Here is a 25,267-nt window from a genome sequence, read left to right on the forward strand (position 1 = left end):
GTAATTACCATTATTTAAAGTTAACAAACAAAAAAAAACGGCCTCCCTTTTTTTCTGTCCTTCAGTATATTCCCCTGCGCGTCCAGTAAAGCCTTCAGGGTTTTGTACCGGCAACCCTGATCTTATCCAGTGCGTCTTTGAATGTCCTTACGGCGGTTTCCATGTGGTCGTAGTTTTTATATACCTCTGTGCTGACGTTGACTTTTTTCCCGGTATCTGCAGACAGTGCTTTTATTATGACAGTAAATTCGTCCGGCAAGGATAGTTTCCCATCATTCTCCAGTGATCCGATGGTGAGCAGGAGATTGGCCGGCGCTGATCCATGCGGGCTGCTACTGCCTGACAATTGCCGGATCAGATAATTGTTACAGTAAGAAAGCGAAGGACTGGCAGCCACCAGGTTGCTAAAATAAACGCGTCCTCCGGCCAGCTGCTGCTCCATAGCATATACGGTAAAATAGCCGCCCAGCGAATGCCCCATCAGGGTACGGTGAGTTGTATCTGTGAGATAATGTGCATCTATAAAAGGTATTAATTCTGTTTGAAGAAAGCGAAGGAATCTGTTCGCACCTCCGCTGAGAGCGAAGCTATCTTCAGGCGAGGCCTGCGGAAAGGTGTAATCCCGGTTCCGGAGTGTGTCATTCTGCGCAAAATCGGCATAACCAACTCCTATTAAAATGGGACCGGAAGCGGCATCCCGCTTATTTTCCCCGTCCATAAAATCAGCTACCTGATCAAAATAGGCGTTAGCATCCAACAGGTATACTACCGGGTGTTTTTTATTCATTTTCCTGCCGTACCCCGCCGGCAACCTCACAAAAACAGAAAAGCTATCCTGTACAGCGCTGGCATATAATCTGAAAGCCGGTACCGCCTCTCTTTCTTCAGCGGTATTATGGTTTTTTTTGCGTGCATTATCCGTCACCAGCGCGGTTACAAACATACGATAATGGTGGGGAGGTATGATCCAGTCGCCATGGCTTTGGGTCCTTACAAAACTTTTAGCTGCACCTCCCAGTTTCAATTCATAAGCTATCGGGTCCGTCTTTTCGGTCGACGGCATAAATTCAATGCCTACAACAACGTCCCCTTTCAGGTAGACTACATCATTTACCAGGTTAAATTTCAGCCATCCTTTCTGTACGGCATGTGTTTGTATAATATTCTTCTCAACAACCCTCCCTTCTGGCTGATTACCGTCGTACCGATAGAAGTTTATCCTGAAAACCGCACTGTCTTTTCGTGTCTCTCCAATAAAAAGATTTACAGACGTTATTCTGGATGGAATGGTGTCCAGCCTGACCAGCTGGGCTATTTCGAAGATATCATCCTGATTGGTACTGCGATCCGTAAAGTGTATAAGTGGCCGGTATTTTACGATCCCGAACTTTGCCTCCACCATCTTTTCTGCCTGAATTGTCACTGTATTTAGCTGTTTAGGCTTTTCTGACAGCGTTATGCGGGAATTGGCGGCCACCGCTTTTACCGGAAGGCCGATAGTGCCGTATCCAACCAGGGAAAAGGTCAGTGTGTCATGCACCTGCTGCGATGGTATTTCAATAAAGAAGGTCCCATCTTCGCGTGAAACAGTTCCTCTGTTTTTATGCCTGATACCAATATTTACAAACGGAAGCGGTTTACCGTCTGCGGCGCTGACTACACTGCCTTTAATACTTACTTGTGCAGCCACGGGCAAACGCACGTACAACATAACGGACAAGAAAACTATCAACATAACAATCCTTCCCATAATTATTCATTTTCCCCATCAATCTACGCGGACAGGGTTCATATAATCAAAATTCTTATATACCACCCCTCTTCCCCATCCACCGGAATTTACGACACCCGTACTTCTGTCATTCGTCCTGTATCTGGACCGATTTAAGCATTCGCCATACCCCATCAACAGATCTTCAAACAATTCGTCATTTTCCCTCACTTGTTCCCATAGATACTCACCATCCATACCGGAGGAACTGAGCATTCCGGGGCCTTCCTCCCGATACAAACTCTGCCCGCCATTTTCATATTCCAGCAGCACCCCTTCTCCCGTCTCCCTGTAGCTTCCGCTATGGTTCATTCCTTCTTTGAGCGTCCACCCGCCGTATGTCAGTACCAGGTTATGTCTCAGCATTTCATCATATTGATAGCCGGTTCTGTAAAAACGGCCGTCCTTTAGCAGATAAAGCACACCGCTCTCCGTTTTCATTGTCCCCGAAATACGCAGAAACAATCTCTCCAGATTATTACTCAGGTAAAAGTTCTTCAGTCTTTCTTCATTGGAATGGCTGATGAATTTAAGGTGCACTTCATTGCTGATGTAGACTCTTCTGCCTCCAATCTTCTCAAGCCGGTTAACAAGATCAACATCCTCCACGCCATAACCTTTCATCGATTCATCAAAACCATTTACCGCATGCAGCAGATCGCGGTGAAAGCAGAGTTTCCCTCCCTGGTCCCGGTAGGGGATGAAATCCCGCCGAAGTGTAGTGACCACCGTGTTTTTACCATTTTCTTCAAAAGCATCGTTTACCCAATTTACGTAATCCACTCCCGCATAATTGTCTGCATCCAGCATACCAATGATATCGCCGGAAGCCAGCTTCAGTGCCAAATTTTTCGAATGTGAAAGATCGAAGTACGCTGGCTCTGTGGTTACATAATATTTCAGGATACCCGACTCGATATGTTCCTGCATGTTATTTTTCATCCAGTCATCCATTCCGTCACGGGAGTTGTAATTCAATACTACAAATTCAACAAACGGAAATCTGCTGTTTTGCTGAATATTAGCGGGCAGTGTTTCACACAAATAGGATAATCTGTTCATGCAGACAGTACAAAGCGATATTTTATTCATATATTACAGTGATAGTATAGATCATATAACAAAGCCTCTTCGTTAACCCACCAGGGGGCCGGAAAATCACCAGCAACCGTACAATAAAAAAGATATCATGAAAAAAACACCAGTTATTCCGGCATCACTTTTCCTGCTATGTCATCTTACCGCCGTTTCCCAGCATATTGTGACCGGTAAGGTAATTGACGGGCGTACCAAAGAAGCGCTTCCTTTTGTAAACATTGGTATCTGGCAAAAGAATACCGGCGCAATTTCACAAAAAGACGGCACCTTTTCCATCAGTATTCCGGACTCTCTGACAGGCAACAGCCTTACTTTTTCCCTGCCAGGTTATACTACGTTGTCATTACCAGTCAAACAGCTTCCGGACAACGGGCACACCACAATTGCTATGTCACTGAAAGAGCGGCAATTGGCATCGGTTACCGTTTATTCCAAAAAAATATCCGCAAGGAAACTGGGTCCCGGAAGCAAACGATCACTGCTGCATTTTACGGATGGCAGTACCAATCAGAACGACATCTTTGAAATCGCGCAACTCATCAGGCTTGACACCGCTTTATCTAAAATAATATCCGTCAACCTGAAATTAACCGATGCAAGGAAAGACAGCGGTACGTTCCGGATCAATTTTTATCAGTTTGACGGACAGCGTCCTTCCGCCCGTATGCTTGAACAGAATATTATCCAGACTCATCAACTCGAGCCGGGGTGGCTTAAATTTGATTTGTCGGCGGAAAATATTTATTTACGCGGTGATGTTATTGTCGCGATTGAGTTCATTCCATCTCAGCATAAAAACAGCGGGCCTATCCATTATGAAATTAAACCCGGAGGCCGCGCCAGCAGTTTTGTCAGATCACAAAGCCAGGGCCAATGGCGGGTACCACCGCATCAATACATGGTGTACGTTACTGCGCTCTGAGCAACCTTCTGTACCTAGTCGGCCCGGAGTACATCAACGGGGTTTACCACCGCAGCACGCAGCACTTCCCGCCCGGTTATCAGCAACGAGATAAGCAATACCAGCAGCAAGGGCAGCAAAAACATCCACCAGGCCATCTGAACATGATAGGCATATGACGACAGCCAGCGATATACAAAGTAGCCAGCCACGGGCAAGCCGATAAACGCAGCGATCAGGATAATTTTCAGGAAGTCCCTGACAAGGATAAAAATAATATGCAGGAGAGAGGCGCCCAGCACCTTTCGTATCCCCATTTCCTTCGTACGCTGAATGGCGATCAGCGATATGAGGCTATAAAGTCCCAAACAGGAAATAATAATTGCCAGAAAAGTAAAACAATTAAACAGGTTCATTGTCAATACATCCTTCCGGTAAAAAGCATTGAACCTGGTATCCAAAAACTCATAGGCAAACGGCTGATCAGGGAAAAAATCAGTCCATGTGCTCTTCAGCCCGGCCATATCTTTCTCATTAATTTTCACCATAAAATCCAACACGCCTACAGTATCATATACCATCACCAGCGGCTCGAGAAAATTATGAAATGATTTATAATAAAAATCCCTGACCACTCCAACCACTTTCCCTTTTCGTTCAAATCCTTCAATTGGCTGGTCAATAGCCCTTTTCCAGCCCATTTTCCTGACAAAGGCCTCATTCACCAGGAAGCCCTGCTTTAAATCAGTACCAAAATCAGGTGAAAGATTACGCCCCTCAGCCAGAGGAATCTTTAGTACTGACAGGAAATCCTTATCAATAAAAAAATAATTGCACATGGTTTCTTTGCGTTGTCCGTTGCCCGAAGTCACGATCGTATTAGACATGGGTATACCGTCGGACTGCAGTCCGGTGCCTGCCGTAACGCCTTTTACCTCCGGTCTTGCACGAAGGGCCTGGTAGAAAGCCTCTGCCCGTTGTTTATAAATTGAATCGTTAGGCAATGCGATCAGTGCCACCTGGTCTCTGTTAAACCCGGGATCTTTCTTCTGCAGGTAACGAAGCTGCGAAAAAATAGCGATTGTTCCCGTAATTAAAATGATCGTGATAACGTATTGTCCGCCGGTCAGTATTCGGCGCGTCAGCACGATGGACTTTCCATGTTTCCACGTCCCCTTCAGTACTTTAACAGGCTGAAAAGAAGACAGTACGAACGCAGGGTATAAACCAGCCAGAAACACCGTTGCTATAAAGGCAGGAACAATAAAAATAAAATTGCTCTGCCAGCTGAAAGTAATCTTTGTTTCCAGGATGCTATTGAAAAAGGGTAGCGTCAGAAAAGCGATGCCTATTGCAATCAGCCATGCAAAGGCAACCAGCACCAATGATTCAAACATAAACTGTGAAATCAGCTGGGCCGGCAGCGCGCCGCTGACCTTTCTCACACCCACTTCCCTTGCCCGTTCTGCTGATTTGATAATGGAATTATTTATATAATTCAGTAACGCCATGAATAGGATAAAGACCGCCAACACCGAAAAGAAATAGGCAAATTGTCTGTTTCCCTTGGGTGTATCCACCAGCTTGTCCTTACTGAAATGAACCATTGCCAGTGGTTCTGCCTCAAAACTAAGGCTCACTCCTGTTTGTTCATCACGCATCAGCTCCGGTTTTACAAACTCATCCACCATCGTTTGCAGGTTCCTGGCTATCTTGCTATAGTCCGGAGCTGACCGGAACAATACAAAGGTATAGGCAGAAAAATCCTCTCCCATCCAGGAAGTATATTTTGAAAAATTGACTGATAAAAGTGCATCTATCTGAATATCTGAATTGGCAGGCCTGTTTTTCACCACCCCGGAAACCTGCAATGGTTTCCCGTCGGCATATATTACCTTTCCCAATGCAGGGCCTGCGCCAAAATATTTTTTTGCAGTAGTTTCAGTCAGCACTATTGAATTGGGCTCGCTCAATGCGGTAGCAGGACTGCCCTCCAGAAACCGAAAGGTAAAAACAGAAAATATCTGCGGATCAGCCTGATAAAAATGAGATTCGCGGACCATCTCTCCGTTAGACTTTACTACAGTGCTGTATTGTTGCAGGCGCACAGCTTCCTCCACTTCGGCATAGGCATTTTTTAATGCCGGCGCCAGCGGATAAGGGGATGTGGCTAACCGGATATCTCCTTCCGGTGTGTGCAGGCTGGTGGTGATCCTTACGATACGGTCCGCTTTTTCGTTGTAAAGATCATAAGTCAGCTCCGACCTTACATAAAAAAAAATAATAATGCAGGCAGCAATGCCAATGGACAATCCTACCAGGTTCATAATGGCCAGGCCTTTATGTTTTCGCAGGTTCCTGAAAGTAAGGCTTAGATAGTATTTGATCATAAAAAACCAATAGAATTGACTGATAGCAGCCTTTTATACAAGGCGTGCCTCACATCCCGGTTTAAAAAGTCAGGTATCTGATTTATCGAAATCACTCCAGGACCGGTAGTCCGGATCATGATCAGCTTCTATAACAGCAGTAGCAATAACGCGGTCTCCTTTAAAGCTGTTTCTTCCGTGCGCTGTCAATAGGTTGTCCAGAAAGAGGATATCTCCCTGCTGGTATGGAAAAGATACTGTATTTTTTGCAAATGCATGTGCTATCTCCCTGTATTCATCTGCTGTAATTTCGGTACCGTCACCCAAAAAAGTATCGGAAGTGATGTATTCCTCCGGTAAAAAGTCATCGAATGCCATGCCTAATTCCTGATAACGCGAGTATTTATTAAAGAAGTAGACATGATTGAACCAGGTTTGTTCACCCGATACCGGGTGTTGATATATCGCTTTTTCCTTGGTCCATTCCAGTACCACGTGATCATTATCGAGAAAGGTGAAGCTGATATTATTCTTTCTGCAAATGTCCTCCACCATCTTCCGGTCCTCTGTCTGGAACACTTCCTGCCAGGGCATGCCCAGATCAGCGAAAAGATTCCGTTTATACTTCACGCCTTTGCTGCGGAACTTATCAAGCAGCCGGGATGGAATATCACGCAATACTTTACGGGAATCGGCGATGGGCGTTTCTCCTCCCTCTGTCGCAGGGGTGAGGCAACAGAAAACTATTTTACGCCCCCAAATTCTGCTATATGATGATTCGTTGTGCAAATGAATGATCCTATCGCTGGGATAGGATGTTGATTCGTAAATATTTTTCACCGATTTATCCAATTCCTTCCGGGGAGACGATCTGAACATATACTCCAGCGGTTGTGCATTGAAGCAACTGATAAACCGGCTAAAATCGTTGATATTTCTGACTTCAAAACCTCTCAGGAGTATGCTTCCGTATCTGACAAGATGTTGTTCAAAGGAATCCCTGTTACGCTGTATCCAGGCTACCGGGTCCACCACGTCAGACGCCGGTTCTATTACCAGCGGAAAGGAGTTTCCTTTGTCCTGAAGATAACTATATTTCGTAAGCTCGTTATTTACGGGAATACTGAGGTTGCAATCAGGTGAATTGGGCTCCATCAAATAAGGTTTGAATATTATTAATCAGTACATGTATTCTCCTCCGTCGATAATCAGTTTCTGCCCGTTTATGTATTCGGCCTGGTCGGAGACCAGAAAACTTACCGCGGCTGCTACATCATCGGGGACGCCTATACGTTCCAGTGGAATTCTTCTGCGGCCCAGCTCTTCTTCCATTCTGGTTTGGAGCTGAAAGCGTTCTTCAGTTTCATCTGTTCTTGTAAACCCCGGAATAATACAATTAACGCGAATAGAAGGGCCCAGTTCCATGGCCAGGCACTTGGTCATTACAAGAACACCGGCCTTTGAAGCACAATAATTCAACCCGTTTTTCCGTCCGCTGATACCCGTGGTTGCGCCAATATTGATTATACTCCCACGGCTTCGCTGCTCCAGCATATATCTCGCCACCTCGCGCGTTACAACAAATATACCTTTCATATTTGTATCCACCACCCTGTCCCAGTCTTCCTCGGTCATTTTTAACAATGCTTTATCAATATTTACACCAGCATTGTTGACCAGCACCGCTAATGTGCCAAACTTTCTGACAGCCGTATGCACCATGGCCTGTACCTCTTCTGCAGAGGCTACATCCGCTTTCTGAAGCAGCACATTTTCTGTATACTGAAGGCAGAGGTCACGGGTTTTTTCTGCCTGCCGGTCGTCCCTCAGATAGTTTAATACTATATTATACCCATCCCTGGCCAGGCGCAGCGAGATCGCCTGTCCAATTCCCCTGATCCCTCCGGTAATTATCGCAGTTCCTTTCATACTGGTTATACATTATAAGCTGGTATATATTTCTTTCGGTGTGCTTAACTGTTTATATAAATCGGCCGGGTCACGTTTTCGGGTATCTATCACCGCATCAGGACTCAGCAGGTCAGTAGTTGTATCTCTTCCCCTTCCGCATGACAATAACAGTATTTTTTCCCCTTTCTTAAAACGGCCCTGCCGTGCCAGTTTAACCACGCCTGCATAACCGATCATCAGGGATTTTTCAAGATCTGCCCGCAGAGAAATATTGCGCTCTTTTAACACCCGGATAATCAATGGCTCTTCGCTGAGTGCCTGCTTGGGGGAGACATCGGTAATAATGCCATTGTTTTCATCCAATGTACTTTTCAGCTGCGGATAGTTATTAACCGGATTAGTGGAATTTAGCGTCGGTTCAAACAGATTCTCCCTAAACACTTTTGGCAGATGATCATCCGTCAATGTGGGCCACCCACTGTTATAGGCCGTCGACATGATATTCATCTCTTCCGACTGGACACAGATCACTTTCGGGATAGCCTCTGCCGACTGTACTCCCATGCGTAAGAGGTTCCGGTGTCCCTTATAAAAACCAATCACTCCCATGCCGCTGGCTATAGTCTGCACAAAATACTTGCAATCAGGCAGTTTATTGAATTGCTCATAAGCGACGGTCGCATAGGATTCAATTCTGTCGTGCATCGGAGCGATGGCCGTTAAACCATTTACCGCAACAAACTCTTTGGTATAAGGTGCAATTCGTGAATAATTTTCGTCTACATAAATAATAAAATTGTTCTCATTCCTCCTGATAAAGGAAGTATTCTTATACGCACACTGGCTGGGCATAAAAAGATAGGTTGTGAGTCCCAGATGAGCAGCGAAGTGCGTATAGGAACGCCCGGTATTGGCGGTGGAATAGAAGACCAGATTATCCAGCCCTATTTCGCGGCACCGGCTCATAATAACAGACGCTTCACGGTCCTTGAATGTGCCGGTAGGGTTTTTTCCGCTATCGCACATCAGGTACAACTCAGCGCCATTCAATTCCCTGCTGAGCTCCTCCATGTGGATAATTTCGCTGTTTCCCGCTCCAAGAGAAATAATATGATGGGGGTCTGACAGCGGAAGCATATCAAAATGAGCCCACAAATCGGACCGGTCGCCTGACGGACCTGAATATGTGCCCGTCATTTGATATTCCAGTGAGGCGCCACAATCCGGACACTTAAAAAGCATGACAGAAAGATCGAAGGTATGGCCGCAATTTGAGTTGGTGCAAACCTGGTAAACTTCAACATTATTATTCATCGCAAAACAGTTTGGATTTTGTTTTTTGTACGTTTCCTGTATCCCGTTAAACATCCAGCATATTCCTGAGCGCAACCGGCGGATTATGATGAGCCAGCACGGAGCTTGACAACAGTACGCCGGAAGCTCCATTATTAATGACAAATTGTATATCCTCGGCAGACCTTATGCCGGCGCCAAACAATATGCGGTTGGGTATGTCCCGGACGGCCGTATCCACTACTTCAGGACATTCGTTCCTGATAGAAAGCTCCTTTCCGATCAACCTTTCATTCTCTATAGCGATATAGTCCGGCGAATAGGTGGCATTCAGCCTGCCTGCCTCGGCTACGTCCAGCGCCGCAAAAATGGTACTGATGCTTTTTAGTTTAGCACATTGAAAATTCCTGTGCATATCTTTCACCCCCAGGCGCTTTTGCGGATGGTTGATCAATATTCCGCCAATCCGGTCACTTTGAAAGAAACCTGAATTAAAAAGCATATAAAGTGGCGTCTCAGAGTAGATATCATGTACAAAAACCGGAAGATCAGTATTGGAAGCAACTTCGCCAACGTCGCAGGGCTGGACCGCCACTGCAATAGTATACTTCCTTCCTATGGAAAGACTCAACTCATTAAAAGCCACGGCCACTTCTGTAGCGGCTTTGCCGGTAAGTTGCTTAAAATTGACCAAGACAAAAGGAACATCACTCATAAGCGTTAATTGGCGGTTAATAATAATGAACAACAAATTTGCCTGGTCAGGTTAACGCCACCCTGTCAACCTTACGGTCATACAGAATCCTCCCGTAGTCAAATCGTATTACTCTGTCAGCACAGTCAAAGAAAAGATCGTCGTGAGTAACCGCGATAATAGTCTTTCCCATAGCTTTCAGCCTGCCCAGGTATTGCAGATAAAAATAACTCTTGAAATGGGAATCCTGATCGGACGCCCATTCGTCCAGAATCAGGATTTCTTTTTGTTCCAGCAATGCATAAATCATGGCCAGTCTTTTTCGCTGGGCTTTGGACAGTTCTGTCTCCAGCTTATTCCGCTCTTCATTGATCACAATAATGTCCGTCAGCTTCATCTGTTCTATCAGATCCATCAGCTGTGGATTTTCCCTGCTGATTTTTGCGTCGTCATAGTTTTCGGTAAACAAATGATTGTCACCGAAAATAACGGCAAATTTGTTTCTGTAATGCTGACTAAGGTCTTCAGTGACCGGAATACCGTTATAGCTGACGTCTCCCTCCCGTGGCTGCACCAACCCTGCAAGGATATTGATGAAGGTTGTTTTACCGCTGCCGTTTCCACCGGTCACAAACACCAGCTCTCCCTTTCTGATGGTGAGATGGTCCAGTTTAACCGTGAACACATTATTGTCCTCCTGCTGATGATAATAAAGTATGTTATCCAGCCTGATGTCTGAAAAAGAGCCCGCTAATTCGGCGCCGCCGCCATCGTCATGCATTTTCATCATAATGCTTGTATGTGTATGGCGAATGGTTTCGTCAAAAACTTTCAATCTTCCGATAGCCATTGCCACCCTGGAATAATGCGGGATAAAGGCAATCAGTTCACCGATAGGACCGCTTAGAAACAGCAGTGTGACAACAAATGTGGTAATATTTTCGGTCTGCATACCAAACATGGAAGGAAGCAGGTAGAGAATCACACCGATGATCAGAAACCAGCTGTATCTCCCCAGCAGATCGTTGTTCAGCCAGCCTTGCAGGATTTTATAATTAAGCGTTTTCGCCACCAGCCGGTTTTTATTGAGATGTTTGAAATAGAGATTATCATTTCTCCGGCTACTCATTTTCACTTCTTTAAACCCGTTAAGCAAATCCCGGATACTTACATGATAGGAATCAGACAGAGAGCGTGTTTCATTAAGATACTGTACAATGCGGATATTTTTATAAAAATAGAGCGCCGCCAGCAACAGCATTACGCCAAGTACCAGGGCTGCGGCAGGAACAGAAATAGTAAACAGGTATATGATACCTATGGCCACAATAATCGCTGAGTTCACGAGCTGAATGAAATGCTGGGGAAATTCACTTACCACCTGTGTGTCTTCCATCAACGCATAGATCTTCTCTGTTCCCAGCGTCATAATATTCTCATAGGAGGAGGAGCGCAGGGAGTTAAACAATTTCATTTCATATTCAAAAGCCAGCTCATTGCTAATCCTGATCAGATAGCGCTGAAACAGCCTGCTTACCCAATAAGACAGCACCAGCAGCCCGATAAACAAAGGCCAGGACTGCCCTCCAAAATAAGGCAGCGTTTCTCTGTTGAGCACTTTATTAATAAGCATCAGCAGTCCTGCATTCCAGACCACATTACTTCCTCCCAGTATCAGCAATAACGGGAGGAAATATTTGGATCTTCCCTGCAGCACTTTCAGCATTTCCAGATAGGTTCCTTTACCAGCCATAATTTCCTTTTGAGGAAGCTTCTTTATTTTGTTGCAAAAGCTTTGTTCTGTAAAGTTTGCCTGAATGTTCCCAGGGCGTCAAATAACTGTTCAAATGATTGCAGATAAAAATACTGTGTCTGCAGGTTAAAGCTGTCGTATGGTGCATTCAATACATCATCGACATCAAAAGGACGTTTGGGGACATCCGGACTAACGATATTCTCCATTTCGCCGGCAGAAGTGAGGATAGCACTGCCGAACGGTTTCAGTTTTCCTTCCTCCTCTATTAACCCCATTTCCATCGTGTACCAGTAAAAACGGCTCATATATTCCACGGCTTCCGGATCATTGATATAACCGATCGCTATTTCCGCATAACGGGAGATAAACTCGCTGAAAACGGGACTTGCCAGCATCGGCGCATGCCCGTATAAATCATGAAAGATGTCCGGCAGCTCACTAAACTCCAGTTCTTCCTTTCTCCGCATATATACCGTAACCGGGAATTCTTTGTTGATCAACAGATTCAGAAATTCATCCAAGGGCAACAATCCCGATACCGGATGCAATTGCCACCCAAACTTCTGCTTCATTGTGATGTTGCGGACAGGTATATTTTCAATCCGGTGAGGATTCAGGTCCAGTTGCAGAAATCCGCTACGAAAGGCGTTTGCCGCCAGATGCAGCACTGCTTTATTCTGGCGATCGAAAAGGATGCTCCAGTTCTGATGATCTTCCGCTGTATAGGCATCATAATTTTGTTCCATACAAAGCAAATTCTAAATGAAGAATAGTATTAAGTATATCCTGTATACGGACGGTAGCCCAACAACCTTTCTGGTTACTCCAGGGATATGCCGATTTGTTCTTTCTGTGCCCTTCTGTAGTAATGGCTGGCTGTGGTCATATCAAATACCGCCAGGCCCATCGGATTAAAAATGATGGCATGATTGGACAGCTGCCGGGAACTAAATCCATCGCTCACTACTGATGAAAGCGTGAGTGCGTCGGTACTCGAAAAGCCCCCTGCCTGATGCAACTGCTGAATATTGGTTCCCTCACGGCAAACCTCCTCCCAATCATCGACGATCACCACATCAAACGCGCGCATTGCGGAGAGGCCATAATCGCGCAGGGAAACATTCAGATGCAGCGTCCCCTTCGCCGGCAGTAAATCGATATAGGGCGTGCTGGCAACCGTACAGGTTATAAAGATGTCCGCCGCTTCATACACCTGCTGCCATGAGTCGCAAACCACCGTTTTTTCTTTCAGGGAAAGGGGTAGGTTTCCGGTATCAATATGCTGTATATCGAAGAGCAGCAACTGCTCCATATCATCCCCCAACAACGCCTGGCACATCTCGCTATGAAGCCGGCCAATAGGACCATACCCGACGATCCCCACCTTCTTTCTTACATTACCGGAAGCCTTCCTATAGGCTGATAACACGACTGCCGATACGCCGGCGGTACGAATAGCACTGATCACGCTTGTATTGATAATACATAGAGGAACTCCGTTAGCGGCATTATTGAGGACAGTTACCGAATTTGCCCTCGGAATACCCGATTTTATATTGTCCGGAAAACTGGCAATCCACTTAATCCCCGCCATTGCTATATCGCCGCCTATGTATGCCGGCATTGCGATAATACGGTTTCTGGGATTACCATACTTTAAATATGGCTTAAGCGGTTGTGCATAGTCATTTTCATCAGCGATACGGATACACCTCACAATATCATGTTGAATATCCTCCCAGCTGATGCCCAATTCCATAATGTGTTGTGCATTCAGATAGAGCATGTCGCAGTAAATTCAGTTTCAGTAATAAAGGAATCGACCCAGGCTTTGTTATACACGTTGTCGAGGTATGCATGCCCACCATCGGCACAACAAAACAGCACATTGGGCTTCACAGCCGATTTAGGAAAGTCAAAGCGATGCCTGATGGCATAGTATATAGCACCAGTAGAGCCTCCCGCGAAAATATGCTGTTCCTTCAGCAGCTCATGGCACCCCCTGATGAGGTCCATGTTGGAAATATGCATTACCTGGTCTATCCTGGCATGCTCAATAATCGGGGACCGCAAACTGGAACCGATGCCGGATATATAGCGTTTACGGGGCTCATCCCTGAATATCACAGATCCCTCAACATCGATAGCTACCACCTCCATATTAGGATAATATTCTTTTAGCGCGCAGGAAAGGCCAGTCACTGCACCACCGGAGCTAACGGCCACAAACAGATAATCCAATGAGGGCAACACATCTTTAACCTCTTTGGCCAGCTGATAATACCCTCTGTAATTGGACTCATTACCATACTGGTTTGTCCAGAAGGTATTATCGGATGATGCGCATATCGCCTTGACCGTTTCTATTCTGTTCAGCAGATAGCCTTGTTTTTCGTCCATTTTATCTACTTTTCTGGTATCTACCGACAGCAACCGGAGCATTTGCTCGTAAGTACTATTGATATTAGGGTCTATCACGGCCACAAACGGAAGTTGCAGTGTGTGGCACATATGAGCAAGAGAGATGGCCAGATTACCAGAGCTGGACTCCACGATGGTTGAACCAGCATCTATTTCTTTATTCCTGACGGCATCTTTGAGAATACTGATGGCAGCGCGGTCCTTAATACTTCCGGACATATTGCAAAATTCCAGCTTAGTAAAAAGGTTGATATTATCAACATCCAGTCGCCGAACAGGCGTTAAACCAATCCTGGACTCTAAAGCAGACAATAATGAAAGCATAACAAAGCTTTTATAAGTTAGTTAGAACGCAATAATTCCTTCTCACCAAACAATCTTTCTGCTGTAATTCCTCTTTCCAGACAATGATCTATCAGTTTTCCTGATTCTATAATAGGGTTTGAGTATGCAGTATATTTTATGCTACTGATGAACTTCAGCCACGGCTCCATCCCCATGGCATAGACATACACTTCTTTCGGGTTAAAAACATCTACCAGTTTCATTCCCCGTTCAAAGTTCGATCCGCTTAACCGCCGTGAGTCATCCATGTCCTTCTCAATCCGGGCGTCCAACAGCGGGCCATATATCCATGACAACGGTGCGCCATCGCACTCCATGCCAAGAAACAGCACATCCACATCTTTTACGATACGATGAACATGCTCATATACTTTCTGCTCAAGAATACAGGAATCAGCAGCGAAAATCACAGCAAAGTCACCGATCTTCACGTGATAACAGAGCTTCGACTGAATATCCAGATCAGCATGTTCCCCGAGAAAGGGTAATCCCGTGATGGCGCAGTTGTCCAGGCAGATCCGGTCCATATCATCAATTTCAATAACATTGTCGAACCCGATGTTATTAAACATTAATCTGAGGCTGGGGTCTTGTAACCTGCCTTTGCTGTTCCCCGGCACTACAATATGCCTGATCTTGTGCCGTAAGGGAATCAGGGTCTCAAACAACAAATGGTCCTGATGATTGTGCGTAATAAAAACATAATCAATCGTATCCGGCAGGTCCATGTCCGAAAACCGGGATACTTCCGACTGATATCCATAATAACTGATCAGGGGGTCCACCAGTATCGTCACCTCCTTTGTCTCCACTAAAATGCAGGCATGGCCGAAATAGCGCATCCGGATCTTATCACCGTTATACTTCTGATATACAGGCGGAGCGGCTTTTGTGAAAAAGCTATCGAACAACGCGCGATCCTTCTCATTGAGAGAAAAACGATTTTTTATCTGCTCCAGCGATCCCGGGATACGTTTCATTTTGCTTAACTCATCAATGATGTCACTTTCAAAGGGAAGGTCTGCATGCAGTACGTTGTCATCATTCAGTTTGGGCGTACTCAGGGCAAAGGGCCGGTCATCGTTGTCTGTCACCCATAGTGCAAACGTCTGGGATTTTTTATTATAGAATTCGCTGTTAAAAAGCAACGACTCAAATATTCTGTAAGACGGGTGATTGTCCAGGTCATATACCAGTTCTACATATCCCTGCAATGGTCCGGGAATTTCTTTATACAATTCCGACAGGTTGAATCCTTTTGCTTTGCTTTTGAGCATGGAATTGAGATCCCGGAAAGCTTTATGAAGAACGATACTGTTAGCGGATATTTCTTCAATATGGGATTTAAGTTGCTTAATTTCCGCCACTTTTTCAGTTGGATAGTCCATGAACGGGCCACCCAGCAGCTTTGGATTCTTAGCAGCAGCCGCATGGGTCCTGGGCGCCTGAATATAGGAATCCATAATCTTCAGGTGTTTTTCCACAATATTCATGGCGGCGGTGGCCGGCGAAATCAGGTGTGACCAGGCGTACCATTTATTAAAAAGCGGCTCGATGACCACGTTTGGTTTAAGATATACCAGTTGCTCAGTATCGGACAGCATATAGTGATAATTTTTTCAGAATGATTTCTGCCACCTGATGAGGATGTTCAAACAGAAAAAAATGAGTACCTTCTATTTCGGTTACTTCTGCCGGTGCTGTTGTTTCGTGTTGCCATGCTTGTAATTCCTGCATAGTAATATCATCGTTGGTCCCTGTTATTACACAAACAGGAACATCAAACGGAGGAGTCTGTTCCCAGGAATAAGTTTCTATAGCCTTAAAATCTGCCCGGATAATCGGCTCAAAGAATTCCAGCAACGACGCATCCTCAAAAAACGCTTCAGGCATGCCATTCAGCTCTTTGAGTTTTACAAAAAACTGATCCCGGGGCAGCAGGTGGTATTGCCTGTCGTTTTTATCCGCAGAGGGGCCACCTCTTCCGGATGGGAAAAAACAAAGCGGCATGGGCAGACCGGCAGCATGGATTTTTTTGACAACCAGGTAACCGATGATGGCGCCCATACTATGGCCAAAAACAGCATATGGTTGATACAGCCTGTCTTTGATCTGCTCAAAAACATCATCGCTCATTTCTGCTATCTCAGACAAAAGGGGTTCTTCCATTCTGGCCCCCCGTCCCGGTAATTCGAGGCAACATACATTCAGCTTATCGCCACACAATGTCCTGAACACTTCAAAAGAATATCTGCTTCCGCCGGCAAACGGGATCATAAAAAGGCTGATATCAGGCATGAAATAACCAATAAGCTTGTTTTGCACAAGCAGTCAAACAAATAAATACTCCTTCCTATTCCGGGAAACGCGGGGTGCTACCGTACAGAATCGGCAACTCCGGCCATCATTCTTTTATACTCATCTTCTGAAACTGGCACCAGGCGGCCTGTTCCCTCCAGCGTCGAAAGGTCAATATCAGCTATCAGGCGGGTCCTGACATAATTTAGCGTCACACCTCCTTCAACATGAATAGTACCTTTCCGGTTCCCAAAGTCTGCATCGAGTTTTGAATGAGGCTGGTCAATCTGGATCCCCAACTCCGTCTCGGTGTCTTTGAACATAATATGCAGGTATCCCCTGTCCAGGCATTCTTTCAGCGCCAATACAGTTTTCTCCGGCCGTGCGGCTTCAACAGGATGATCTCCCGTGGCCAGTCTCTGAACTAAATCATCTATCATTGTTATGTCGATTTTAATTGATCACTTTAAAATACCTGATTGAGCTGCTCATTGCACTCAGGTTTGTAAAACGTTTTCCATTCACTTAAGACAGCGGCCACTTCTTCCTCGCTGGCGCCGGGCATCAGGAGATAGTCAACAGTTTTTATTTTGATGGACTGCATAAACTGCCGCAAACAGGGCTGGGGCTCTGCAGTGCTAAAATGTCTTTTAATTGCTTCACGGAGATTATCGGCATAATTAACCAGACGACAGTTGGCAGGGGTACCGTTCTTCCTGCCGCTAATAGCATAAACAGCGGCTTCTTCAGGCAATTCGTCCAGATTATCTTTTTCATCAAGATTATTATCCGCTTTATAAATACGGAAGTCAGACACCTTTTCCCTGAGGGTTTTACTACGTTGTTCCATAGATGTAAAAGTTATTAGTGGATAAACACATGCTACAGTAGTTGGCAACAGATACAAAAATCCCTGGCTAACGAAATGGCATTAAGGCAATACGATCAGGATACGGACAGCATATATCCCTGTAAAACTATCACAACGTGGATATTCAGGCATTCCCTAACGTGGCATTTTTTTCTTTTTCTTCCCGGCTGAATGTTACTCTGTAGTCCAGTGCCGACAGCTTCTTTTCTGTGTTAATCCGAAAACTAAAGTCTCCGAACCTGGACAGTTCATCCCATATCCTTCCGGCATCCTGCTTAGGCCGCACAAAAAAAGTGGCGGCACTTCTGCGTGTAATTAAGTTTTCATAGGGCAACTCCCAGGCATCCACAACACCATCAGCAACTAACCGGTCCAAGGCATCTTTAACTTCGATTATTTCGGGTACATGCATAACAGTAAATTGAATTAAGGAAATCCGATTAACAACAATAAAATAAATTTATACTAAAATAGTTCAACATCCAAATCATTTGCAGATTATCTCGCAAGAAATTACCGATATTTTCCTAGAGTGGTGAAAGGTCCTTCTCCTGCTGCCGGGAATGGTATCTGCGCATAATTATCCTACTGATCATTTCGACATTTTCAGCCTCTTCAAACACCTTCATATGATCGCATTTTTTCAACGACACTTCATTGTAAGCTCCGCCTGCAAATTGTTCCCACGTGGTCACAAACGCTGCATTTCCGCTACTGCTCTGCGGATTGGTAAAATTGACGACATCTCCCCTAACAGGTGCTTTTCCCTGCTGATACTTTGAGAACAGCCGGTTGGCCGCTACCAGTACCCTCCTGTATCTTTCAATAAACAGGGCAGCATCTGCTTCCCGTCCATACATTTCCTGCAACATATTCACCGCATGCTCTATCTCCAGAAGTCCTGTCCGCTCATCTTCTTCCGGGCTATAGTTCTGTTGCGGAAAACTGTCTATGATAAACAATGTCACCGAAAACCCCTTCTCTTCCAGCATACGCGCAGTTTCATAAGCCAGCAGACCGCCAAAAGAATATCCCAGCAAAACACATTCACCGTATGCTGCTGATCTTCCTATCTTCTCACAGAAATACCCGATAAGTTCTTCCATGCCTGCTGCCGGTTCTTCTCCGGCCTTCAGGCCTTTCAGATAAAACAGGTGCGGGTCTGCCACATCTTTAATCCTATCAGCCAGTTTATCATATATCAGGCTGATACCCCCATAAGGAGGAAAAAAGAACAAAGGCGGCTTTTTACCACGTCCTTCTCCGGTTGACTCCTGCAGGATGGTTTCCCCCAGATCAGGTGTTAAGAGGGCAGCCTGTTTTTCAACAGTATCATATTTAAACAAGTCCATCATTTCTATTCTCCGCCCAAACTGTTCATTCATTCTGTTCCACAGTTTGATGATCCTGATAGAATCGCCTCCCATCCGGAAGAAGCTGTCGTGTTTACCAAAATCGCTGACTTTCAGCACAGCTTCCCATATTTTTCTGACAGCTGTTTCCCGGAGCGTATATACCACGTCCTGCTGTTCCTGCTGGCGGACGCCTTTTCCTGATGCAGACAATGCCTTCAGATCAGGTTTACCGCTGGCGTTTAACGGGATCCTTGGCAATTTGCCGAAATATGCCGGTATCATATAGTCCGGCAATATACTGCCCAGGTATGCCCTTAGCTGTCCTTCATCCGGCCCTGTATCACAAACATAATAGCAAAACAGTTCAGTAGTGCCGTTGCTGTTCTCTGTAGTGACTTCAGCGTCCTGCATTCCAGGGTATCTCAACACGGTATTTCTGATTTCCTGTAACTCTACTCTGTGACCACGTATTTTTACCTGCCTGTCCTTTCTGCCGGTGAATACCAGCCTTCCTGTTTCAGACCAGTATCCCCTGTCACCGGTGTTATAGACAACTGCTCCCGGATTAAACGGATCAGATATAAAGTATTTCCGCGTAAGCTCCGGCTGATTGAGATATCCGGCAGCTACGCCTGCACCGCCGATATAAATGGTTCCCTCCACACCTATCGGCATCAGCTGCAGCTGATCATTGCAGATATAAACCGCTGTATCGGTGATGGGCGTACCTATATAGCTGAGATCTGCGGTACCCGCGATTCGGCAGGATGCAGACCAAATGGTTGTTTCCGTAGGTCCATACACGTTCCAGAAGCGCGGTATGCTGGCGAACAACGTTTCTCCCAATGATACCGGCAGGAACTCTCCCCCGGAGAGCGCCTTTTTCAGCTTCCTCACCGCGTTACCGTGCTCAGCTGCGAGGGTGGCCCATATAGTAGGAGTAGCCTGGAAAATAGTTGCCTGGCCGCACTCAATACCCTGCAGTATATCGCTCATTTTTATTCCAAGGTCCTGATTACGGCAGAGAATCAGAGGAATACCGCTCATTAGCGGCAGAAAGATCTCCAGTACAGAAATGTCAAAAGTGTAGTTCGTGGCCGACAGCCATTGATCACGCTGACTAATCTCCAGCTCCCGCTGCATATGGGTCAGCAGGTTCAGAAGCCCCTGATGTTTAACTGCCACCCCTTTAGGCTGGCCGGTGGAACCAGAGGTATACATTACATAACACAGACTCTCCGGTGTTATTGCCGCTACAACGGCAGCCTTGCTTTGACCTGCGAAAGCAGTATCCTGCACATTCTGCAGATTTATCCCGAACACTGACGCCCTTTGCTTGCTGGCGTTGTCCGTCAGCAACACCCGTATAGCAGTATCCTGCAGGATGACAGCAATCCTTGCATCCGGGCTTTGCACGTCCAGCGGTACATAAGCGGCACCGATTTTCATAATGGCCATCATGCTCATGACCATCTCCGGAGAACTGCCCATAAACAGTCCAACCAGGTCTCCCGGCGCTACCTGTAAATCGTGCTGCAATGCATAGGCCATCGCATGGACCTTTTCCGATAAAAAGCGGGCAGTGAAATAACTATCGCCACAAACCAACACCACACCGCCGGGGCGTTTTTCCATTGCCTCTTCTATATGGTCTATCAGTTGCTGCTTCGGCGCAACCGCTGCCAAGGGGGGATTGAAAGCATGCAAAATTTTTTCTTTGTCTGCTGCCGACAACAATTCAACATCATCCAGTGTTTTGCCTGCTTCCGTATACACGGTATTTAAGATATGCTGGCAGTGGTCTTGCATGGCCACCATCGCATCCAATGAAAAAAGCGCAGGATCATACAATAAGGTCAGACTAACATTGTCGTCATAAACTTTAAAATTAAAGGTAAGATCAAACTCATTCAGCCGGTCTTCTTCGAACTGCGCTTCCCTGTTAGCATCTTGTTGTGGGCCGGGCTTTCTATCCTTTCATAAACCACAAACACATCAAAAAGCGGAGCCCTGCTCAGATCTCTGTCGTTTACCAGTTCCGACACCATTTCCAGATAAGGATAACCTGCATGTTCCAGGGCATCAATGATCATTTTTGCATTAGCGGATAGTATTTGCTCCACGGTGTCGGTTCCGTTCATATTGCACCTGACCGCTAAGTTATTGAGGAAAAATCCGATCAGGTCTTTGACTTCCGGCCTGTTTCTGTTGATTGCGGGAAAGCCGACGATCATCTCCTGCTGACCGGTATATTTATAAAGTAATACGGAGACAATGGTAAACAAGGTGGCAAATACATTGGTATCAGACCGCCGTCCTATTTCGTTCAGCTTCGTTATTGTATGCGCTTCGAAAAGCCGTGACACAGCATGGCTGATATACCCTTTAATCCTTGGCCTTGGGCGTTCAATCCGTAGATTGAGCGCCGGAACATCTCCTCTAAAAATGTCACTCCAATATGCTTTATCGCTCGCATGTTTGCCGGCAACAATACGGCCCTGCTCCCATTCAGCATAATCCTTGTATTGTATTGCCAGTTCCTTCATCCGGAAAGGAATACCCAGCAACAGATCATGATACAGCTGCCGCAACTGGTCAATAAAGAGCGCGGAAGACCACTGGTCTGCAATAATATGATGCATTGTAATGCCCACAACGAACCGGTCATCCGTCGGCCGGAACACTAATACACGCCACAGCGGCGCTTCATCAAGGCGAAAGATGTGTTTTCCTTCTTCCTCCATCACCTGTGCCAACACCGCTTCCGGTGCGGAAACCTGCCGCAGGTCCCGGTATTCAAGATAAACTGCTGCCTGATCGGGAGGCAATATCTTTTGAAACGGCACTTCGTCCACCTGAATAAAAATTGTCCTAAGCACTTCCTGTCGCTTCGTGAGTTCTTTCAACGCCTGGTATAACAGCGCCTCATCAAAAGCATCCGTCGTCTCATATGTGTTCTGTATGTTATTGGTTATTTTTTCTCCCAACAGGTTCTGCAACACCCAAAAGCGTCTCTGGAACGAAGACAACTGATAATGTCCTGCGTCTCTCACTTTCGGAATAAGGTCCGGGTCGCCGTTTCTGTTGACCGATATTTTCCTTGCTAAAGAGGACAACACCGGAAACTCAAATATATCCCTGAGTTTAATGCTGTTGTCCAGATTTTTAAAGATATAGGACATCAGCTTCATGGCCTTCAGAGAGTCTCCTCCGGCGTTGAAGAAATTGTCGTCTATGCCAATATTATTCATATTGAGCAGATCGCGGCACAGATTGAGCAATGTTGTTTCCATTTCGCTCAGTAAAGTCGTCTTAACGGCTTTATCTTTTTTCAGGAAGTGCGCCATCAGTTGCTTACGATCTGTTTTACCAGAGCTGTTCAGCGGAAACTGGTCCATACGGACCAGGTTGTTCGGAACCATATATCCCGGCAGCTGCTGTTCGAGATAGTGCCTGAGTGTGTCGGGTTGAACCTTGCCGTCTGACAAATAAAAAGCCACGAGCTGCTGCACATCATTTTCCTGGCGATTCAGCAGCACGATGCAGTCCTCAACGTCAGAATGCCGGAGAAACGCTTTTTCTATTTCGCCCAACTCTATCCGGTACCCCCTGATCTTAACCTGATTATCCTTCCTGCCATTGAAGTATAGCAAACCTTCTTCGTCCTGCACTCCGAAATCACCGGTTTTGTACATTTTTTCTCCTGCTGCGAAAGGATTGTCCAAAAAACGCTCGCCGGTAAGCTCTTCTTTATTGAGGTAACCTCTACCGACACCTTTCCCGCCAATGTAGATCTCTCCGGGAGTACCCGGGAGCTGAGGCTCCAGTGCGTCGTTCAGCAATAAAACGCTATAACCGGGTAGCGCGCGGCCTATAGGCAAACTTCGGCCTGCCTCCGGCATTTCTGTTATATTATAGTAGGTAGCATCTACGCAACATTCCGTAGGACCGTAGATGTTACTTACCTTCACTCCGCCGGCCATCGCTGTGCTATCCGTAAATTTACGGACGAGCGCCGGCGACCAGCTTTCCCCCGCAACCAATATATGTTTCAGCTGTAACGTAGCCAGGTTCCCCTGCACCTCATCGAGCAATACTTCAAACATACCTGGCGTAAAATCTATTATTTCAATTGCCCTGCTTATAAGGAATGATGCCAGCCGGGCCGGGTTCTTCCGGATGTCATCTCCGATAAGGAACAATGTATCTCCGGAAAAGAATGAAACCCCGTACTGCTGTACAGAAGCGTCAAAAAATACAGGTGCCTGCTGTGCGATAAAAAGTGTCTGCGCTGCCGGTACGGTAACCACCCGGTCCCTGATACCGGCACAAAGATTAACAACGGCCCCGTGCTCCATCATTACCCCTTTGGGCTGCCCGGTCGAACCCGAGGTATAGATAACGTAAGCCAGATCATCGCTGGCTGGCAAATGGCCCACGTATCTGTTATCCGCCGACCACTGCATATCTGACAGACATAATGTCCCGACACCGGAAAAAACAGGTTGCGCAGATTCGTTTTGCGTCAAGAGAAGGCGCATACCGCTATCACTGATTACACGAGAAGTCCGTTCCGCAGGATCGAGGTAGTTCAATGGCAGGTAAGCCGCCCCTGCTTTTAAGATTCCCAGGAATGCTATCATTGTCTGATCGGTGGGCGCGCCATACCATCCCACAATATCCCCTTTATTTATAAGGTAATTTTCTCCAAGATAACCGGCTAACTGATCAGCACATCTGTCCAGCGCGCGGTAAGTCAAGTGCACATCGCCCGCAACCACAGCAACCCTGTCACCATGATTATCCGCATGGTCTTTCACTGCCTCTACGAGTGAACTATAAACAGTTGGGACAGCGGGCACTGCTTCCATATGAAGTTCTCTCAGCATATCATCCGACACTATTCTGAGCTGGTTTATTTCCTTCTCAGGATGTTGTCCGACACTTTTCAGCAGCGTTATAAATCCGGTCAACAGGTTCGCTGCCCGGGCTGCCCCATCGTTGCCCCGGCAGGTTACGCAGGCTATTTTTTCTCCGGCGGCATTTGTGGACACGGTAAGTTTACAGCCGGCCGGCTCGGTTGCTATCTCTGCATAAATCTGTTCTACATTGACATCATGTTTCCTTTCAGCGAGATAATGCTGATATTCAAAGGCACATGCCGGCGAGGTTACCGCCACATTTTCTTTCTGCAACTCATTAGCTCCCGGTGAGAAAAAGTCTTTCACCTCGCGGATATCCGCCAGCTGTGTTTTCACTGCTTCAAAGAGCGTTAGAAAATTATCACCCTGCGCTACTTCCATCCTGACGGGCAGTACTTTGGTAAACACCCCCAGCGTATTACTGACAACAGACAGGTCCCTGCAAGGATCTGTCCATCCTACGGCCTGTACGTTCTCCATCGACACTCTGTACTGCAGCAGGCTCCAGACGCAAAAAAGCAGTTCCGGCGCCGCTTTCTCATCCAGCTGTAATGCAGACAGCACCTGTTGCAGCACTGTTGTCACATTTTCCCTTACGCTGTGTTCGTGCTTTGAATGAAGTTCAGCAGAAGTGATAAAAGCGTGGTCCGGCAGGTGGGGCATCTGCATTTGCTGCAGTGTTTGCAACATGTTTACCGGGATCGTATGCAGGAGTGTAAGATTCTCATTTTGCCAATCGCTATAGGCCGGGTACTGTAACGCCTCTTCATCCGGCAATCCGGGAGTAAAATCCTGATTGTGATAGCGGGCTACTGTTTCCGACACGAGCAGGTTGAGCGACCAATTGTCCAGCAATAGTGGCGAACATTGTAATATTAAATAGCAGGTATCCGGACCTGATGAAACCAATGCAGCGAACAGCGGGCAATCACGGTCGCAGAACGCAGGGTCATTGCTGAGCAGTGGCAACAATGTGTTTACATCAGCCACCTTCATCCGGCGGTATTCTATTTTAAACACCGGTCCGTTATGCTGTTCGCGAACAACCTGTAGAGGCAGAGAGCCGTTTGCGCCGGTACCGATACTGGTATTAAGTATGCTGTGCCGGGTTGCTGCTGCCTGCAGACGTTCTGCCATCAGCTCAGGATTGATATTACCCGTAATACAGTATATGGCGGTGTTAACCGGCATCCTGTCGCCGAACAGTGTCCAGATTCTCTTCTGCTGAGGTGAGATGGTATGTGTAATCATCATAAAACGGA

Annotated in this window: 19 protein-coding genes; 1 reads left to right on the plus strand and 18 read right to left on the minus strand. The window is 46.2% G+C overall.

The window, feature by feature from the left end; all coding sequences use genetic code 11:
• Window positions 1–94: 94 nt before the first annotated feature.
• Both HF324_RS24835 and HF324_RS24840 read right to left on the minus strand, forming a co-directional pair.
• Complete coding sequence (locus tag HF324_RS24835) at window positions 95–1,735, minus strand: alpha/beta hydrolase-fold protein (protein ID WP_168861070.1); 1,641 nt, start codon at window positions 1,733–1,735, stop codon at window positions 95–97.
• A gap of 33 nt (window positions 1,736–1,768) precedes the next feature.
• Window positions 1,769–2,863 (minus strand): glycosyltransferase family 2 protein, encoded by a 1,095-nt coding sequence (locus tag HF324_RS24840; protein WP_168861071.1) that lies wholly within the window; start codon window positions 2,861–2,863, stop codon window positions 1,769–1,771.
• Window positions 2,864–2,960: 97 nt separating this feature from the next.
• Between HF324_RS24840 and HF324_RS24845 the strand changes: the two genes are divergently transcribed.
• A complete protein-coding gene (locus HF324_RS24845; protein ID WP_168805404.1) occupies window positions 2,961–3,791 on the plus strand; it encodes a carboxypeptidase-like regulatory domain-containing protein in 831 nt (276 codons plus the stop codon).
• A 14-nt stretch (window positions 3,792–3,805) separates the two neighbouring features.
• Here HF324_RS24845 and HF324_RS24850 read toward each other — a convergent pair whose 3' ends face one another.
• The 16 genes from HF324_RS24850 to HF324_RS24925 form a co-directional block, all read right to left on the minus strand.
• Window positions 3,806–6,160: an ABC transporter permease gene (locus HF324_RS24850; RefSeq protein WP_168805406.1), complete on the minus strand. Its 2,355-nt coding sequence runs from the start codon at window positions 6,158–6,160 to the stop codon at window positions 3,806–3,808.
• 69 nt (window positions 6,161–6,229) lie between these two features.
• The gene (locus HF324_RS24855; protein ID WP_168805408.1) at window positions 6,230–7,294 is read right to left on the minus strand and encodes a TauD/TfdA family dioxygenase; all 1,065 of its coding nucleotides are present in this window, start codon (window positions 7,292–7,294) and stop codon (window positions 6,230–6,232) included.
• 24 nt (window positions 7,295–7,318) lie between these two features.
• The gene (locus HF324_RS24860) at window positions 7,319–8,068 is read right to left on the minus strand and encodes an SDR family NAD(P)-dependent oxidoreductase (protein ID WP_168805410.1); all 750 of its coding nucleotides are present in this window, start codon (window positions 8,066–8,068) and stop codon (window positions 7,319–7,321) included.
• Window positions 8,069–8,080: 12 nt separating this feature from the next.
• On the minus strand, window positions 8,081–9,364 hold the full coding sequence (locus tag HF324_RS24865) for a threonine synthase (RefSeq protein ID WP_168805412.1): 1,284 nt from the start codon (window positions 9,362–9,364) through the stop codon (window positions 8,081–8,083).
• A gap of 46 nt (window positions 9,365–9,410) precedes the next feature.
• Window positions 9,411–10,058 (minus strand): triose-phosphate isomerase, encoded by a 648-nt coding sequence (locus HF324_RS24870; RefSeq protein WP_168805414.1) that lies wholly within the window; start codon window positions 10,056–10,058, stop codon window positions 9,411–9,413.
• A 46-nt stretch (window positions 10,059–10,104) separates the two neighbouring features.
• Window positions 10,105–11,790: an ATP-binding cassette domain-containing protein gene (locus HF324_RS24875; RefSeq protein WP_168861072.1), complete on the minus strand. Its 1,686-nt coding sequence runs from the start codon at window positions 11,788–11,790 to the stop codon at window positions 10,105–10,107.
• A 23-nt stretch (window positions 11,791–11,813) separates the two neighbouring features.
• Complete coding sequence (locus HF324_RS24880; protein WP_168805427.1) at window positions 11,814–12,539, minus strand: hypothetical protein; 726 nt, start codon at window positions 12,537–12,539, stop codon at window positions 11,814–11,816.
• 74 nt (window positions 12,540–12,613) lie between these two features.
• Window positions 12,614–13,579 (minus strand): 2,3-diaminopropionate biosynthesis protein SbnB, encoded by a 966-nt coding sequence (locus tag HF324_RS24885; protein ID WP_168861073.1) that lies wholly within the window; start codon window positions 13,577–13,579, stop codon window positions 12,614–12,616.
• Window positions 13,567–14,538 carry a pyridoxal-phosphate dependent enzyme gene (locus tag HF324_RS24890; protein ID WP_168805431.1) on the minus strand — a complete coding sequence of 324 codons (972 nt, stop codon included), beginning with the start codon at window positions 14,536–14,538 and terminating at the stop codon, window positions 13,567–13,569. The genes HF324_RS24885 and HF324_RS24890 overlap by 13 nt, the downstream gene beginning before the upstream one ends.
• Window positions 14,539–14,555: 17 nt before the next feature.
• Window positions 14,556–16,163: an MBL fold metallo-hydrolase gene (locus tag HF324_RS24895; RefSeq protein WP_168805433.1), complete on the minus strand. Its 1,608-nt coding sequence runs from the start codon at window positions 16,161–16,163 to the stop codon at window positions 14,556–14,558.
• Window positions 16,147–16,857 carry a thioesterase II family protein gene (locus tag HF324_RS24900; RefSeq protein WP_168805435.1) on the minus strand — a complete coding sequence of 237 codons (711 nt, stop codon included), beginning with the start codon at window positions 16,855–16,857 and terminating at the stop codon, window positions 16,147–16,149. The genes HF324_RS24895 and HF324_RS24900 overlap by 17 nt, the downstream gene beginning before the upstream one ends.
• A 77-nt stretch (window positions 16,858–16,934) precedes the next feature.
• Window positions 16,935–17,297, minus strand: coding sequence for a hypothetical protein (locus HF324_RS24905; RefSeq protein ID WP_220100611.1), 363 nt, complete (start codon window positions 17,295–17,297; stop codon window positions 16,935–16,937).
• Between the two features lie 26 nt (window positions 17,298–17,323).
• Window positions 17,324–17,707, minus strand: coding sequence for a hypothetical protein (locus HF324_RS24910; protein WP_168861074.1), 384 nt, complete (start codon window positions 17,705–17,707; stop codon window positions 17,324–17,326).
• Window positions 17,708–17,852: 145 nt separating this feature from the next.
• The gene (locus tag HF324_RS24915; protein ID WP_168805439.1) at window positions 17,853–18,140 is read right to left on the minus strand and encodes a hypothetical protein; all 288 of its coding nucleotides are present in this window, start codon (window positions 18,138–18,140) and stop codon (window positions 17,853–17,855) included.
• A gap of 115 nt (window positions 18,141–18,255) precedes the next feature.
• Complete coding sequence (locus HF324_RS24920) at window positions 18,256–20,901, minus strand: non-ribosomal peptide synthetase (protein WP_168861075.1); 2,646 nt, start codon at window positions 20,899–20,901, stop codon at window positions 18,256–18,258.
• A 92-nt stretch (window positions 20,902–20,993) separates the two neighbouring features.
• Complete coding sequence (locus HF324_RS24925; RefSeq protein ID WP_168861076.1) at window positions 20,994–25,259, minus strand: non-ribosomal peptide synthetase; 4,266 nt, start codon at window positions 25,257–25,259, stop codon at window positions 20,994–20,996.
• Window positions 25,260–25,267: the final 8 nt, after the last annotated feature.

The organism is Chitinophaga oryzae, from assembly GCF_012516375.2.
Taxonomy (GTDB): Bacteria; Bacteroidota; Bacteroidia; order Chitinophagales; family Chitinophagaceae; genus Chitinophaga; species Chitinophaga oryzae.